The organism is Serratia sp. BNK-23, from assembly GCF_047456145.1.
In the GTDB taxonomy this organism is placed as follows: domain Bacteria; phylum Pseudomonadota; class Gammaproteobacteria; order Enterobacterales; family Enterobacteriaceae; genus Serratia; species Serratia nematodiphila.
Genome location: NZ_CP179900.1, coordinates 3,415,769 through 3,431,426 on the forward strand (window position 1 = coordinate 3,415,769; position 15,658 = coordinate 3,431,426).

At 62.2% G+C, this 15,658-nt stretch carries 17 protein-coding genes; 12 read left to right on the forward strand and 5 right to left on the reverse strand.

All coding sequences use genetic code 11. From position 1 onward, the window contains the following. Positions 1–9: 9 nt before the first annotated feature. Complete coding sequence (locus tag ACMGF9_RS16195; RefSeq protein WP_088381395.1) at positions 10–621, reverse strand: cytochrome b/b6 domain-containing protein; 612 nt, start codon at positions 619–621, stop codon at positions 10–12. A 150-nt stretch (positions 622–771) separates the two neighbouring features. Here ACMGF9_RS16195 and ACMGF9_RS16200 point away from each other — a divergent pair, with 150 nt between their 5' ends. Continuing rightward, complete coding sequence (locus ACMGF9_RS16200) at positions 772–1,485, forward strand: response regulator transcription factor (protein WP_004939128.1); 714 nt, start codon at positions 772–774, stop codon at positions 1,483–1,485. A 3-nt stretch (positions 1,486–1,488) separates the two neighbouring features. Further along, positions 1,489–2,955, forward strand: a complete 1,467-nt coding sequence (locus ACMGF9_RS16205) for a sensor histidine kinase (RefSeq protein ID WP_118892290.1) — start codon at positions 1,489–1,491, stop codon at positions 2,953–2,955. A gap of 13 nt (positions 2,956–2,968) precedes the next feature. Here the strand turns inward: ACMGF9_RS16205 and ACMGF9_RS16210 are convergent, their stop codons facing one another. Both ACMGF9_RS16210 and ACMGF9_RS16215 read right to left on the reverse strand, forming a co-directional pair. Next, positions 2,969–4,387 (reverse strand): heavy metal sensor histidine kinase, encoded by a 1,419-nt coding sequence (locus ACMGF9_RS16210; RefSeq protein WP_118892291.1) that lies wholly within the window; start codon positions 4,385–4,387, stop codon positions 2,969–2,971. Then, complete coding sequence (locus ACMGF9_RS16215; RefSeq protein ID WP_021504273.1) at positions 4,384–5,055, reverse strand: heavy metal response regulator transcription factor; 672 nt, start codon at positions 5,053–5,055, stop codon at positions 4,384–4,386. Before ACMGF9_RS16215 ends, ACMGF9_RS16210 begins: the two co-directional genes overlap by 4 nt. Positions 5,056–5,195: 140 nt before the next feature. On the opposite strand from ACMGF9_RS16215, the gene ACMGF9_RS16220 reads away from it, so the two are divergent. The 4 genes from ACMGF9_RS16220 to ACMGF9_RS16235 all read left to right on the forward strand — a co-directional run bounded on the left by ACMGF9_RS16220 (position 5,196) and on the right by ACMGF9_RS16235 (position 7,851). Continuing rightward, positions 5,196–5,822 carry a hypothetical protein gene (locus ACMGF9_RS16220; RefSeq protein ID WP_004939163.1) on the forward strand — a complete coding sequence of 209 codons (627 nt, stop codon included), beginning with the start codon at positions 5,196–5,198 and terminating at the stop codon, positions 5,820–5,822. A 13-nt stretch (positions 5,823–5,835) separates the two neighbouring features. After that, complete coding sequence (locus ACMGF9_RS16225; RefSeq protein WP_088381393.1) at positions 5,836–6,441, forward strand: cytochrome b/b6 domain-containing protein; 606 nt, start codon at positions 5,836–5,838, stop codon at positions 6,439–6,441. Then, the gene (locus ACMGF9_RS16230; RefSeq protein ID WP_118892292.1) at positions 6,434–7,201 is read left to right on the forward strand and encodes a molybdopterin-dependent oxidoreductase; all 768 of its coding nucleotides are present in this window, start codon (positions 6,434–6,436) and stop codon (positions 7,199–7,201) included. Before ACMGF9_RS16225 ends, ACMGF9_RS16230 begins: the two co-directional genes overlap by 8 nt. Positions 7,202–7,323: 122 nt before the next feature. Next, positions 7,324–7,851: a hypothetical protein gene (locus ACMGF9_RS16235; protein ID WP_118892293.1), complete on the forward strand. Its 528-nt coding sequence runs from the start codon at positions 7,324–7,326 to the stop codon at positions 7,849–7,851. Positions 7,852–8,000: 149 nt separating this feature from the next. On the opposite strand, the gene ygbI is transcribed toward ACMGF9_RS16235, so the two are convergent. Further along, on the reverse strand, positions 8,001–8,771 hold the full coding sequence (gene ygbI / locus ACMGF9_RS16240) for a DNA-binding transcriptional repressor YgbI (protein ID WP_118892294.1): 771 nt from the start codon (positions 8,769–8,771) through the stop codon (positions 8,001–8,003). A gap of 283 nt (positions 8,772–9,054) precedes the next feature. Between ygbI and ltnD the strand changes: the two genes are divergently transcribed. The 6 genes from ltnD (at position 9,055) to ACMGF9_RS16270 (ending at position 14,708) form a co-directional block, all read left to right on the forward strand. Then, a complete protein-coding gene (ltnD, locus tag ACMGF9_RS16245; protein WP_414160324.1) occupies positions 9,055–9,969 on the forward strand; it encodes an L-threonate dehydrogenase in 915 nt (304 codons plus the stop codon). After that, positions 9,969–11,228: a 3-oxo-tetronate kinase gene (otnK, locus tag ACMGF9_RS16250; RefSeq protein WP_080497819.1), complete on the forward strand. Its 1,260-nt coding sequence runs from the start codon at positions 9,969–9,971 to the stop codon at positions 11,226–11,228. The genes ltnD and otnK overlap by 1 nt, the downstream gene beginning before the upstream one ends. Then, positions 11,225–11,857: an aldolase gene (locus tag ACMGF9_RS16255; protein ID WP_015377162.1), complete on the forward strand. Its 633-nt coding sequence runs from the start codon at positions 11,225–11,227 to the stop codon at positions 11,855–11,857. Before otnK ends, ACMGF9_RS16255 begins: the two co-directional genes overlap by 4 nt. A gap of 3 nt (positions 11,858–11,860) precedes the next feature. Beyond that, complete coding sequence (gene otnI / locus ACMGF9_RS16260) at positions 11,861–12,637, forward strand: 2-oxo-tetronate isomerase (protein WP_015377161.1); 777 nt, start codon at positions 11,861–11,863, stop codon at positions 12,635–12,637. Between the two features lie 106 nt (positions 12,638–12,743). Then, a complete protein-coding gene (locus ACMGF9_RS16265) occupies positions 12,744–14,114 on the forward strand; it encodes a GntP family transporter (protein WP_015377160.1) in 1,371 nt (456 codons plus the stop codon). A 63-nt stretch (positions 14,115–14,177) separates the two neighbouring features. Then, on the forward strand, positions 14,178–14,708 hold the full coding sequence (locus tag ACMGF9_RS16270) for a GNAT family N-acetyltransferase (protein WP_004939196.1): 531 nt from the start codon (positions 14,178–14,180) through the stop codon (positions 14,706–14,708). A gap of 4 nt (positions 14,709–14,712) precedes the next feature. Here the strand turns inward: ACMGF9_RS16270 and ACMGF9_RS16275 are convergent, their stop codons facing one another. After that, on the reverse strand, positions 14,713–15,585 hold the full coding sequence (locus ACMGF9_RS16275) for a LysR family transcriptional regulator (RefSeq protein WP_021504266.1): 873 nt from the start codon (positions 15,583–15,585) through the stop codon (positions 14,713–14,715). Positions 15,586–15,658: the final 73 nt, after the last annotated feature.

Below are 15,658 nucleotides of genomic sequence, written 5' to 3' on the forward strand. Positions count from 1 at the left end.
GTGAACTCCTTAACGTCCGCGCAGCATGGCCAGCAGCGTGCGGGGCACCAGCGCCACCATCACCAGATGGATCGCGACGAAGGCCACCAGCGCCGACATGGCGAAAAAGTGGATATATCGCGCCGCCTCATAGCCGCCAAGCAGCGTGCGCAGCAGCGGAAACTGCACCGATTTCCACAGCACCAGTCCGGACAGCACACTCAGCACGCCGAGGAGCATCACCGACAGATAGGCCACGCGCTGCACCATGTTGTAATGGCGCAAATCGGCGTGCTGCAGCCGGCCGCGCAGCGCCGCGCCGACATCGGCGAGAAACTGCTTCGGGCTGAGCGGCCAATATTTGCGTTTGAAACGCCCGCTGGCGAGGTTAAGCAGCAGGTAGCACAGCCCGTTGACGCCAAACAGCCACATGCCGGCGAAGTGCCACTGCAGCGCACCGCCCAGCCAGCCGCCAAGCGTCAGCTCGTTGAGAAAGCTGAAGTTGAACAGCGGCGAGGCGTTATAGATGCGCCAGCCGCTGGTGACCATGATCAGCATCGCCAGCGCATTCAGCCAATGCGTCAACCGCAGCCAGAGAGGATGTACCGTCTGTCGTTGTTCCGGGGTGAGGGTGAAGCTCATAGCGATTCCTGCCAGCTAACGATGCGATGAGCCCAGTATTCCCCGGATTTGTTCCCCAAGACCTCACGCAAAGTTAAATAAAATGTGATAACTCCGCCGGTGGCGGTTGTGTAGACTTCAGAGAGAATCGGGCAATCAGCGGTAATGAGAATGGACAAGCCAAAACGAATTTTGATCGTCGAGGACGACGGCGACATCGCCGAGCTGCTGCAGCTGCATCTGCGTGACGAGGGTTACGCCATCAGCCACGCCGCCGACGGCAATCAGGGCATGGCGATGCTGGAACAGGGCGGCTGGGACGCCCTCATCCTCGATCTGATGTTGCCGGGCGTCGACGGATTGGAGATTTGCCGCCGGGCGCGCACCATGACGCGCTACACGCCGATCATCATCACCAGCGCGCGCTCCAGCGAGGTGCACCGCGTGCTGGGGCTGGAGCTGGGCGCTGACGACTATCTGGCCAAACCTTTTTCCATGCTGGAGCTGGTGGCGCGGGTCAAGGCGCTGTTTCGCCGCCAGGAGGCGATGAGCCGCAACCTGCGCCTGGACGCCGGCGCGCTCAGCTTCAACGATCTGACCATCGATCCTATCGCCCGCGAGGTGCGCCTGCACCAACAGCCGATCGAGCTGACGCCGCGCGAATTCGACCTGCTGTACTTTTTCGCCCGCCACCCGGGCCAGGTATTCTCGCGCCTCAGCCTGTTGAATCAGGTCTGGGGCTATCAGCACGAAGGGTATGAGCACACCGTCAACACCCATATCAACCGGCTGCGCATCAAGATTGAGCGCAATCCGGCGGAACCCGAGCGCATCCTCACGGTGTGGGGCATGGGCTATAAATTCGCGGCCGCGCCGCAAGAGTGAGCCATGAAAAACCTTACGTTAGCGCAACGCCTCACGATTATCTTCGCGCTGCTGATCGTCATCGGCTGCGCCTTTTCCGGCTGGATGCAGGTGCGCAGCAATACCCAGTACAGCCAGGCGGTGATCCAGCGCCTGTCCGGCAACCTGGCGCAGCATATCGCCGACAGCAATCCGCTGCTGGGGGTGAACGGGCCGGATCCGCAGGCGGTGCATACCCTGTTCGATCAGCTGATGGCGGTGAACCCCAGCGTTGAGGTTTATCTGCTCGACAAACAGGGCGCAATCATCGGCAACGCCGCGCCGGCCGGGCATCTGAAACGGCAGCGGGTCGCGCTGCCGCCGCTGCAGGCGCTGCTCGATGGCGCGCAGATGCCGGTGTATGGCGACGATCCGCGCAGCGCGGACGGGCGCAAGGTGTTCAGCGTTGCGCCGCTGAAGGTCGACGGCCGGGTCGAGGGCTATCTGTATGTGGTCTTGCTCGGTGAGGAGTACACGGCGCTGGCCAGCAACGCCCAGTTCAATTCGGCGGCCAGGATGGCGCTGTGGACCTCCGGGGTGATGGTGCTGTTCAGTCTGCTGGCCGGCGGTTTCGCGTTCTACTGGGTCACTCGCCCCATCCGGCGCCTGACCCGTCAGGTCAATGCGCTGGACAGCGGCGGCATCGAGGCGGTGCAGGCCTACGCGGCGCGGCCGGCGGCGCCGGCCGGGCGCGACGAGGTCAGCCAGCTGCAACAGGCCTTTCACCGCATGGCGCAGCGCCTCGCCGAACAGTGGCAAACGCTGGCGCAGCAGGATCGGCTGCGGCGCGAATTCATCGCCAACGTCTCGCACGATCTGCGCACCCCGCTCACCTCGCTGCACGGCTATCTGGAAACGCTGTCGGTCAAGGCCGCCACCCTGAGCGACGCCGATCGGCGGCGCTATCTGGAGATCGCCCTGGCGCAGAGCCGCAAAGTGGGCAAGCTGGCGCAGGAGCTGTTCGAGCTGGCGCGGCTGGAGTACGGCGTGGTGAAACCGCAGAAAGAGCCCTTCTCCCTCAGCGAGCTGTTGCAGGACGTGTTCCAAAAGTTCGAGCTGGCGGCGGAGGCGCGTAATCAGCGGCTGCATGCCGACATCGCCCCCGGCGTGCCGCCGGTGTTCGCCGATCTCAGCATGATTGAGCGGGTGCTGACCAACCTGCTGGACAACGCCATTCGCCATACGCCGCCCGGCGGCGACATCGGCGTGCGGCTGTGGCGGCAGGAAGATCGGGTGATGGTGCAGGTCAGCGACAGCGGCCCCGGCATTCCGCAGACGCTGCGCGCCGATCTGTTCGTGCGGCCGTCTGTCCTGAGCGGCGCCCGGCGCCCTGCGGGCGGGCTGGGGTTAATGATCGTGCGGCGCATTCTGCAGCTGCACGACAGCGATATTCAGCTGATCGAACAACCGCAAAGCGGCGCCTGCTTCCGCTTTGCCATTCCGCCGCGTTAATCCGGCTTAACGGTTATTGCGCTAACGGGAACCGCAGGCTGAAAATGAGGCTGGCGGCAGACGCGCGCCCGGTACATTCGGCGCGCGCCTCACCGCCGTGCAGCGTCATGATGGCGCGTACGATAGACAGCCCGAGACCGCTGGCATGGCTGCCGGCGCTGCGCGCGGGATCGGCGCGGTAGAAACGATCGAACAGTTTTTCCAGCTGTGCCGGCGCGATCGGCGGCCCCTGATTGATGACCTGCACCCACCAGGCATCGGCGCGCCGTTCAGCCCGCAATACGATCAGGCTGTTTTCATCGGCATAGCGCACCGCGTTGGCCACCAGATTGCTCAGCGCCCGCTGGAACAACATCGCGTCCGCCTTCAGCTCGCCTTCCCCTTCGCAGTTCAGCGCGATGCCGCGTTCTTCCGCCAGCCCTTCGAAGTAATCCGCCACCCGCCGCAGCTCGACCGCCACATCCAGACGACTGTAGTTCAGCACGGACTGCGCCTCACCGGCGCGCGCCAGAAACAGGATGTTTTCCACCATGCGCGAAATACGCTCCAGCTCATCCATATTGTTCGACAATAGGGTTTCGTACTCCTCCACGCTGCGGGGTTGATACAGCGCCACCTGACACTGGCCCATCAACGCGCCCACCGGGGTGCGGATCTCATGGGCCAGATCGGCGGAAAACTGCGTCAGCCGCTGATAGCCTTCATTCAACCGATCGAGCATCGCATTAAACGCCCGGGTCAATTGCTGTAACTCCTTCGGCGCCCCCTGTTCACTGAGGCGCGTCGACAATGTATTGGGCGCGATCTCCGACGCCTGCGCCGCCATGCGCCATAGCGGCCGCAATCCGCGGCGCATGACCCCATAGCCCAGCAGCGCAATCAGCAGGAAAGCCACAACGACCGCCGCGACAATGCGCCACAGGTAGCGCGCCAGCATTTTCTGTTCGTTGACCATCACGTGCGCGGCGGAAATCTGCAGCAAACTGCCGTCTTCCAGGCGCACCATTGCCGACGCCGCGCGCAGCGGCACCCCCTGCGCCGTTTCCCCGCCGCGCACGGCGGCCAGCGTCTGCGCCTGTTCGGGCAGCGTCGGCGCGATCGGCGGCAGGGCCACCCTGGCCGGATTCACATTGATGAGCGGTTTTTGCCCCGGAATTTGGAAAATCAACACATCCTGTTCATTGCCCAGCATATTTTCGAACAGGCCGTTATTAGCCGTCAGGCGCGCCAAAGGAAAGCGCTGCCCCAGTAAATGGCGGAAATACTCTACGCGCCCGGTCACCTGCAGATCGCTGCGGAGCGTCATTTCCTGACGCATGGCGCCGAACAGATACCAGCCCGCCCCGCTCACCACGCAGGCGGCCACCAGCGCGAACAGCATGGCGGTGCGCAGCGTCAGCGACACCGGCCGACGTGAAGCGCGGGCGTTCACGAGCGCGGCTCGCAAACATAGCCGATGCCGCGCACGCTGTGGATCAGCTTGACGTCGAACGGCCGGTCGATTTTGGCGCGCAGGCGTTTGATCGCCACATCAACCACATTAGTGTCGCTGTCGAAATTCATGTCCCACACCTGGGAGGCGATCTGCGTGCGCGACAGCACTTCACCTTCGCGCCGCACCAGCAGATGCAGCAGCATGAATTCTTTATTGGTCAACGGGATCACCTGATCCTGGCGCACCGCCCGGCGGCGCAGCACGTCCAACTGCAGATCGGCGATGGCGTAATGATCGGCTTCGCGCGCCGGCCCGCGGCGCAGCAAGGTGCGCAAACGCAGCACCAGCTCGGTAAAGGAAAACGGTTTGATAAGATAGTCGTCCGCGCCCAGCTCCAGACCGTGGATGCGATCCTGTACGCCGTCGCGGGCGGTGAGAAACAGGATCGGCACGTCGCTTTTCTTGCGCAATACCTCGATGATCTGCCAGCCGTCCAGCCCCGGCAGCATCACGTCGAGCACGATCGCATCGTAATCCTGCTCCAACGCGCGAAACAGCCCGTCGGTGCCGGTGCGCGCCAAATCGACGCCGTAGCCCGCTTCCCCCAGCCCTTTCTTCAGGTAATCCCCTGTGCCGATATCGTCTTCAACTACCAGTATTCGCATGCTCGCCACCTCGTTACGTCTGCAAAAATACTAGCAGCTTCGGCGGACAAACTTGATGACATTAATGTCATCAAACGGCCATGGCGCTGACCCAATGGCTCAACCATGCTTAACCGGCAAACTCATTTCAGGAGAACGTTATGATTACCCGTCATCGTATAGCCGGTTTACTGTTATCCACCTTGCTGCTGTCCAGCGGCTTGGCCGCCGCCGCCCAACCGCCGGGCAAGGTGATTGCGCCGCTGCGCGGCACCATCAGCCAGGTTGCCGACGGCAATCTGCAGCTGACCGATCGCAAGGGCGAGACCCTCAGCGTCAAGCTGAACGATCAGACCAAAGTGCTCAGCGTCTCCAAAGCCACGCTGGACGACATCAAACCGGACAGCTTCATCGGCACCGCAGCCGTGCCGCAGCCGGACGGCACGCTCAAAGCGCTGGAGGTGCACGTGTTCGCCGCCAGCCTGCGCGGCACCGGCGAAGGGCACTCTGCCTGGGAATCCGCCGACGGCAAAGTGGACACCATGACTAACGGCACCGTCGGCAAACTGGTGAAATCCAACGGCCGTACCCTGACCGTCACCTACGGCAACCAGCAGAAAACCGTTGTCGTGCCGGAAGACGTGCCGATCGTGACGCTGGATCCGGGCGATCTGAGCCTGCTGAAACCGGGCGTGCACATCGTGCTGTTCTCCGCCGCCAACGAAAAGGGCGAGCGCGTCGCCACCCGCATTTCCGCTGGCAAAGACGGCACCGTGCCGCCGATGTAACCGGAGGAATGCCATGAAGACCAACGCGTCGCCGCCGGTGCATCGCAGGCCGGTTCGCATCACTCATTGGATCAACCTGTTCGCCATGGTGTGCATGTTCATGAGCGGTTGGGAAATCTACAACGCCTCGCCGCTGTTCGATTTCCGCTTTCCGCCGCAGATGACGCTGGGCGGTTGGCTGGGCGGCGCGATTGGTTGGCATTTGGCGGTGATGTGGCTATTGGCGCTCAACGCCGTCTGCTATCTGCTGTGGAGCCTGTTCAGCGGTCATTTTCGCCGCGATCTGTTGCCGCTTCGCATCGGCGCGCTGCGGCAGGATATCTGGCTGGCGTTGACGCTGCGCCTGCGCCACCGGCATGGCCACTATAACGCCATTCAGAAACTGATGTACCTCGGCGTACTGGCGCTGGGGCTATTACTGGTGCTGTCCGGCCTGGCGATTTGGAAACCGGTTCAGCTGCAGGGATTGGTCGCGCTGTTTGGCGGCTTCGACTTCGCGCGCTACGTGCATTTCTTCGCCATGGCCGGCATCGGCCTGTTTGTGGTGATCCACGTCTTTATGGTGGCTGTCGTGCCCAAAACCCTGTGGGCGATGATAACGGGTGGCAAACATGAATGAGAAAAAACAGCGGGCAACCGCGCCGACGCTGGAACCGGACCAAAAAAAGCAGCTGGTCAATCTGCAGCGCCGCCTGATGCTGCGTTCCGGCCTGACGCTGGGCGGCATCGCCATGCTTACCGGTTGCAACCTGCAAGACGGCGATCGGGTGGATAAGGTGCTGTGGGCCATGTCGCGCTGGAACGACCGGGTGCAGGCCTGGCTGTTCAGCGGCCAGCGGTTGGCGCAAACTTACCGGCCGGATCAGATTACCCACCCTTTCCCCTTCAACGCGTTTTACCCGGAATATAACGTCCCCGAGATCGATCTCGCCGGCTATCGGCTTGAGGTCGCGGGGAAAGTGGAGAAAAAAGCACCCTGGACGCTGGAACAGCTGCAGCGGCTGCCGCAGCAAAGCCAAATCACGCGCCTGATCTGCATTGAGGGGTGGAGCGCCATTGGCCAATGGGGCGGCGTGCCGCTGCGCACCTTTCTGCAGCATGTCGGCGCGGATCTGAATGCCGGTTATGTCGGCTTCAAATGCGCCGATCGTTACTACTCCAGCCTCGACATGGCCACCGCGCTGCACCCGCAGACCATCCTGGCGCTGGATTTCGGCGGCAAGGCGCTGCCGGCGGACTATGGCTACCCGCTGCGGCTGCGCGTGCCAACCAAGTTGGGGTTCAAAAACGCCAAACATATCGCCGCGATCTTCGTCAGCGACGTCAATCCGGGCGGCTACTGGGAAGATCAGGGCTACAACTGGTTCAGCGGCATTTAGTTTTGCGCGGCGCTGCGCACAACCTTCATCGGCGGCTGGAGGAGCCTCTCCGCCGCGGTTAATAATCTGTTCGTCATAAAGGGGATAACTATAGGAAAAATAATAGTAAAAAGGATTTTATCATGGATATTGATGTGAGGGAGTCACACACTGGAATAGCAGACACATACAGATATCAGATTGCAGTAAGTAAAGATGATGGTAAAACGGCCATCTATCATTTGGATTTCAAGAGAATTGGGCAAAACATGCACCATTGGTTTGCCCCAGTGTATGTGGACACTGCTCTCCTCAATAATGCTTTCTCTCTGGAGTTTTATGATGTTAAGGCGTTGAGCGACGTAAACAGGCATCGGCGCTCAGCTTTCGATACCTATACCGCAATGCGTTATACCCTTTTCCAACGCGAACGCTTATTCGTAGTTGGCATCGGGGAAACCCTTCTCAAGTTTGCCTATCAGTATCATGCCAGGCTCATCTTAAGCGCACCGTTAAGGCCAGCATTAGCTAAAATTTATGATTTATTGTTGAAAAAATACGCCCACAAAGGGCATTATTTATACAAAATAGAGTTTATAAAGGACGGCCTCTATGTCATCGAAATCCCGCGTAACCCCCATAGCATCCCACACTTACCAGCAGCACGTTAAGGAACAGCGCCTGAAAGAGATGCAAGCTTTCCACGAAGAGTGGTGGGAACAAAGGCGCCGCGAATGGCGTGAACGCGGCGGCGTTGAAGCCAGTGAAGCGCCCGCACTTGGCATCGATACCGAACTTCCATCCTGATTCCGGTTCGTTCTTATTCTTCTTCTTCCGCCGTCAGCAATGCAATCCCCGCGTGCTCAATGGCCTCCCGCGCGGCGGCGGGCAACCCCTCATCGGTAATGATGGCGTCAAAGGCGGCGATCGGCAGCGCCAGATAGGTGGCGACTTTGCCGTATTTGGACGTATCGCTGAGCAGAATGCGGCGGCGGCTGGCCTCGACGATGGCCTTCTTCACCATCACCTTATCTTCGTTCGGCGTCGACAGGCCGCGCATGCCCCACGAAGAGGCGGAGATGAACGCCAGATCGATAAACAGACCGCGCAGCGCCTGCGCCGCCGCTTCGCCGACGCAGGAGCGGTTTTCCCGGCACACGGTGCCGCCGGTGTGGATGATTCGGCACTGGCTGTGTTCGATCAGGAAGCCGGCGATGACAAAGTCGTTGGTCACCACCGTCAAATCGTCACGTTCTCCGATCTGTTTCGCCAGCGCCAGCGTGGTGGTGCCGGCATCCAGATAGATACAGCTGTTGGCGGGAATTTGCCGCGCCGCCAGCCGACCGATGGCGATTTTCTGCCGGCCGAACATCCCCTCTTTGGTCTGGTGAGAAGGTTCGCTCGCCACCCGTTCCGGCGCCTGCACGCCGCCCGAGACCGACTGCACCGCCCCCTGCTCTTCCAGTTTTTGCAAATCACGGCGGATCGTCATATGCGACACCCCCAGCCGTTCGGTCAGCTCGGCGATGCTGACGACGCCGCGTTCGGATACCAGCGCAAGAATTTGTTGATGGCGTTCTACAGGTATCACGGTTCCCTCTCGTTGCTGCGGTGATAATAATTGTGATTTTACGTCAATTTTCGTTCGCCGATAGCCCTAATTTCTCGCGGCGTGACGGCGAGCGCAGTTAGGCCAGCCAAAAACAAACTTATTTAAAAACATAATAGTAATGTTGCTTCAGGCCAGAAATCGCACGAAAAACCCGTTTCACGCATTGTTAATTATTGTGATAACGATCGCGGATAATCGGCCGACAAGCGCTTACATTTAACACAACAAAACAAATTATCACTAAAATTAACAGGAGTGCAGTATGACACACCCAGGGAATTATGCCGTTTGCGTCATCGGGCTGGGGGCGATGGGCATGGGCGCCGCGCGTTCATGCCTCCGCGCCGGATTGACCACCTACGGCGCCGATCTCAATCCGCAGGCGCTGGCGGCGCTGCAACAGGCCGGCGCGCAACAAGCGTCTACCAGCGCGCGCGACTTCGCCGCCGAGCTGGACGCCGTGCTGCTGCTGGTGGTGAACGCCGCGCAGGTGAAGCAAATCCTGTTCGGCGAGCAAGGCCTGGCGCCACAGCTCAAGCCGGGCACGGCGGTGATGGTGTCTTCGACCATTTCCGCCGATGACGCCAAACAGATCGAGCAACGGCTGCTGGACTACGGCCTGGCGATGCTGGACGCGCCGGTTTCCGGCGGGGCGGCCAAGGCGGAGGAAGGCCAGATGACGGTGATGGCCGCCGGCGCCGACGCCACCTTCGAGCGTCTGCAACCCGTGCTGAACGCCATCGCCGGCAAGGTTTGCCGCATCGGCGAGACCATCGGTCTGGGCGCGACGGTAAAAATCATCCACCAGCTGTTGGCCGGCGTGCACATCGCCGCCGGAGCGGAAGCCATGGCGCTGGCCGCCCGCGCCGGCATCCCGCTGGACGTGATGTACGACGTGGTCACCCACGCCGCCGGCAACTCCTGGATGTTCGAAAATCGCATGCGCCACGTGGTCGACGGCGACTATACGCCCAAATCGGCGGTGGATATCTTCGTCAAGGATCTGGGGCTGGTGGCGGATACCGCCAGGGCGCTGCACTTCCCGCTGCCGCTGGCCTCCACCGCTTTCACCATGTTTACTGCCGCCAGCAACGCCGGTTACGGTAAAGAAGACGACAGTGCGGTAATCAAAATCTTTGCCGGCATCGATCTGCCGCAAAAAAAGGAGGCGCTCTGATGCTGCTTGGCGTAATCGCGGATGACTTTACCGGCGCGACCGACATCGCCAGTTTTCTGGTGCAAAACGGCCTGCCGACGGTGCAGCTGAACGGCGTGCCGCAGGACGAAACGCAGGTAAACGCACAGGCGGCGGTCATCAGCCTGAAATCGCGTTCCTGCCCGGCAGAACAGGCGGTCGAACTGTCGTTGCAGGCGCTGGCCTGGTTGCAAAAACAGGGCTGCCGCCAGTTCTACTTCAAATACTGCTCCACTTTCGACAGCACCGCACAGGGCAATATCGGCCCGGTGACCGACGCCCTGCTCACCGCGCTGGGGGAAAATTTCACGGTTGTCTCACCGGCGCTGCCGGTAAACGGCCGCACGGTCTATCAGGGCTACCTGTTCGTCGGGGAGCAGCTGCTGTCTGAGTCCGGCATGCGTCATCATCCGGTCACGCCGATGATCGACAGCAACCTGCTGCGCCTGATGGAATCCCAGGCCGCCGGGCGCTGCGGGCTGGTGACGGCGGCGGAACTGGATCGCGGCGCCGAGGCGGTCAGCGAGAAGCTGCGCCAACTGGCGCAGGAAGGCGTGCGCTACGCGGTACTGGATACGCTCAACGAGCGGCATCTGCTCATCCAGGGTGAAGCGTTGAAAACGATGAAGCTGGTGACCGGCGGTTCGGGCCTGGCGATCGGCCTGGCGCGGCAATGGGCGCAAAGCGGCGATCGTGCGGCTGAGGCAGCCGGCGCGCCGCAGGGGGAAAAGGCAGCAGTGCTGTCGGGCTCGTGTTCTGTGATGACTAACCGGCAGGTGGCGCACTACCGCGAGCGCGCTTCGGCGCAGGCCATCGATATCAGCCGTTGCCTCGAACCACAGGCACGCGCCGCCTACGCCGCCGAGTTGGCGCACTGGGCGCAGCATCACGCCGGGGAAGCGCTTGCCCCGCTGATCTACGCCACTGCGCCACCGGAAGCGCTGCAGCAAACGCAACGGCAGCACGGCGCCGCCGCCAGCGAAGCGGTGGAAGCGCTGTTCGCCGAATTGGTGGTGCAACTGCGCCAGTTGGGATTCAGCCGCTTTATCGTCGCCGGCGGAGAAACCTCCGGCGTGGTCACGCAGGCGCTGGGCATTCGCGGCTTCCATATCGGCCCCGGCATTTCCCCCGGCGTTCCCTGGGTGCGCGCCAGCGATCGGGCGATTTCCCTGGCGCTGAAATCAGGCAATTTTGGCGATGAAGCCTTCTTCTCACGCGCGCAAACGGAGTTTCCAGTATGAGCATGACGACCGAACAGCAAGCGCGTGAAGAGATGGTGCGCCTCGGCGCCTCATTTTTCCAACGCGGCTACGCCACCGGTTCCGCCGGCAACCTCTCGCTGTTGCTGCCGGACGGGGCGCTGCTGGCGACGCCGACCGGCTCTTGCCTGGGCGAGCTGCAGGCCGATCGCCTGTCTAAAGTGAGCCTGAACGGCGATTGGCTGTCCGGCGACAAGCCGTCGAAAGAGATCAGCTTTCACCGAGCGCTGTATCTGAACAATCCGGAATGCAAAGCAGTGGTGCACCTGCATTGCACCTACCTCACGGCGCTCTCTTGCCTGCAAGGGCTGGACGTCGACAACGCCATCAAACCGTTCACCCCCTATGTGGTGATGCGCGTCGGCAAGGTGCCGGTGGTGCCCTACTATCGCCCTGGCGACGAAAGGCTGGCGCAGGATCTGGCGCGCCTGGCGCCGGCCCACCGCGCCTTTTTACTGGCCAACCACGGGCCGGTGGTGACCGGTAAAGACCTGCGAGCGGCGGCGGACAATACCGAAGAGATGGAAGATGCGGCGCGGCTGATCTTCACCCTCGGCGATCGTCCTATCCGCTATTTGACCGATGATGAAATTGCCGAATTACGGAGCTGACCCATGCCTAAATTTGCCGCCAATTTATCGATGATGTTTAACGAAGTGCCGTTCCTAGAGCGCTTCGCTGCCGCTGCCGAACAAGGCTTCAACGCGGTGGAATTCCTGTTCCCTTACGAGCATCCCGCCGAGCTGTTGGCCGAAAAGCTGCGCGAACACGGCCTGCAACAGGTGCTGTTCAATACCGCGCCCGGCGATGTCGCCGCCGGCGAATGGGGGCTGGCGGCGCTGCCGGGCCGCGAGCAAGATGCGCGCGCTGATATCGATCGCGCGCTGGCCTACGCCATCGCCCTTTCCTGTCCCTGCGTGCACCTGATGGCCGGCGTGGTGCCCGCGGGCGCGGATCGGCAACGTTATCTCGACACCTTTATCGCCAATGCGCGCTATGCCGCCGACGCCTTCGCCCCGCACGGCGTCAAGGTGCTGATCGAAGCGCTCAGCCCACCGGTCAAGCCCGACTACCTGTTCGCCAGTCAACATCAGGCGGCGGAGGTGGTGACGGCGATCGAGAGACCGAACGTGTTCATTCAGTTCGACTTTTTCCACGCGCAGTTAGTGGACGGCAATATCAGCGGGCTGCTGGAGACGCTGGCCGGGCGCTACGCGCATATCCAGATAGCCTCAGTGCCGGATCGTCACGAACCGGACGAGGGCGAACTGAATTACCCATGGCTGTTCGACAGGCTGGATGCGCTCGGCTATCAGGGCTGGATCGGTTGCGAATATCGGCCGCGCGGCGACACCGCCGCCGGGCTCGGCTGGCTGAAGCCTTACCGCTAACGTCGCACGCCGACACCAGGAAAACGATTTTATAACAATGAAACGCACCCGTATCGCCACGCGGCGATCGCGGTGCCCAACGCTTACCCAACGAAAGGCTTTTTTCATGTCTACCTCTCTGCTGTTGCTGATTGCCGTACTCGGCGTGGTGCTGCTGTTATTGATGGTGATTAAGGCGAAGGTGCAACCCTTTGTCGCGCTGTTGGTGGTCAGTCTGCTGGTGGCGTTGGCCAGCGGCATTCCGACCGGTGAAGTGATGAAAGTGATGACTGCCGGGATGGGCGGCGTGCTCGGCTCGGTAACCATCATCATCGGTCTGGGGGCGATGCTCGGGCGCATGATCGAACACTCGGGCGGCGCCGAGTCGCTGGCGCAACGTTTCAGCCAGGGGCTGGGGCCGAAACATACCGTCGCCGCGCTGACCCTCGCCGCATTTATCCTCGGCATTCCGGTATTCTTCGATGTCGGCTTTATCATTCTGGCGCCGATTATTTACGGCTTCGCCAAGGTCGCCAAAGTGTCGCCGCTGAAGTTCGGCCTGCCGATGGCCGGCGTGATGTTAACGGTACACGTCGCGCTGCCGCCGCACCCCGGCCCGGTCGCCGCCGCCGGCCTGCTCAACGCCGACATCGGTTGGCTGACCATCATCGGCCTCGCGATCTGTATTCCGGTCGGCGCGATCGGCTATTTCGCCGCCAACTACCTCAACCGCAAAACCTATCCGTTATCGATAGAGGTGCTGGAACAGCTGCAGCTGGCGGCGCCGGAGCCGCGGCCGGAAGGGCGAGCGCCGCTCAGCGATCGCATCAACCCGCCCGGCGCTGGCCTGGTGGCGGCGCTGATCGTCATCCCGATCGCCATCATCATGCTCGGCACCGTCTCCGCCACGCTGTTGCCGGCAGGCTCGGCGCTGCGCGATGCGCTGTCGTTGCTGGGGTCGCCAGCGGTGGCGCTGATGATAGCCCTGCTGCTGGCCTTCTACTTCCTGGCGCTGCGCCGCGGCTGGAGCCTGCAACACGCCGGTGACGTGATGGGCGCCGCGCTGCCAACCGCCGCGGTGGTGATCCTGGTGACCGGCGCGGGCGGCGTGTTCGGCAAGGTGCTGGTGGAATCCGGCGTCGGCAAGGCGCTGGCCGAAGTGCTGACGGCCATCGGCCTGCCGCTGGTGCCCGCCGCGTTTATCATTTCGCTGGCGCTGCGCGCTTCGCAGGGTTCCGCCACCGTGGCGATCCTGACCACCGGCGGCCTGTTGTCGGAAGCGGTCAGCGGGTTGAATCAGCTGCAGCTGGTGCTGGTGACGCTGGCGACCTGTTTTGGCGGGCTGGGGCTTTCCCACGTCAACGACTCCGGTTTTTGGATCGTCACGCGCTATCTGGGGCTGTCGGTGGCCGACGGCCTGAAGACCTGGACGGTGCTGACCACCCTGCTCGGCCTGAGCGGCTTTCTGTTCACCTGGCTGTTGTGGCTGGCGGTGTGATTTCTCTGGCATACTGAACGCCGTTGTTTTTCATCGCCTTTCACCCTGTGCAGGAGCAGCAACATGACCGTAATCAACACCGCGCCAACGCTTATCACCGAACGCCTGCGGCTGGACGCGCACACGCTGGACGACTTCGACTCGCTGGCCGCTCTGTGGGCCGATCCGCTGGTGGTGCGCTATATCGGCGGCACGCCGCGCGACCGGGAAGACTCCTGGGGGCGCCTGATGCGCTACGTCGGCCACTGGGCGCTGTTGGGATACGGGTATTGGGCGGTGCGTGACAAACAGAGCGGCGAGTATCTCGGCAGCATCGGCTTCTCCAACTTCCTGCGCGACATCACCCCGGCGCTCGACGCGCCGGAAATGGGCTGGACGCTGGTGAGCTCGGCGCACGGCAAAGGCTACGCCACCGAGGCGCTGCGGGCGGCGCTGGCCTGGGGTAAAACGCACCTGCCTGGCAAGCAAACCGTCTGCATCATCTCACCGGAAAACCAGGCTTCGCTGGCGCTGGCGAAAAAAGTCGGCTTTAGCGAAAGCCACCGCAGCGAGTATCACCAGAGCCCGATCGTGGTGATGCATTGCCCGCTTTGAATGCCTAAGTGCGTTGCGCCGCCAACGCCGTCTGAATGAAGTTGTCCCGCAGCGCATCGGCGCGCTGCGGATCCCAGGCGATACCGACCTGCCACTCCGTCTCCTCGCCGCTCAGCGGTAAAATGTCGATGCCGGCCGGCGCGATATGCGTGATGCTGTGCGGCAGCAGCGCGACACCGACGCCGGCGGCAACCAGCGCCAGCAACGTCTGGATATCGCCGGCCTGCTGCACCACGTTCGGCGTCAACCGGTGGGCGGCGATAAACCGCAGCGACTGATCGCTGAGCCCGCGCCCGCGTTTGGGAGTCAACTGCAACAGCGGCAGCTGATTGAAACGCGCCATCAGATCGTCGGCGCGCAGCGCCAGCGCGCCCGGCGCGGCCAGCACCAACCGATCGCTCAGCAATGCCACGCCGCACAGCGGCGTATTGACCGGCAAGCGCACGAACCCCGCCTGCAACTCTCCCTGCAGCAACAGCTGATACTGGCGTTCCGACGGCAAGTCCTCCAGGCCGATCGCCACCTCGGGAAACCGTTGGCGAAAGGCTGCCACCAGCTGCGGCGCCAGATGAAAGCTGGAAAGGCCAAACCCCAGCGCCAGCCGCCCCGCTTCCCCGAGCGCCACCCGCCGCGCGCGCCGCTGAAACTGCTGGTACTGCTCCACCAGCGCCTGCGCTTCCGGGTAGAGCCGCTGCCCGCCGGCGGTGAGCACCGCCCCCTGTCGGCCACGCTCGAACACTCGAACGCCGAGCTGGGTTTCCAGCGCCTGAATTTGCTTGCTCAGCGCCGGTTGGCTGATGCATAGCCGGCTCGCCGCCTGCCGATAGTTGCCCTGTTCAGCCAGCGCCACCAGGGCGCGCAGTTGTTTTATATCCATTCCATTAGGTTATCGAATAGGGAATTTAATTGATTATACAGTAATCAAACCACCTGCTGTAATCAACGCAGAC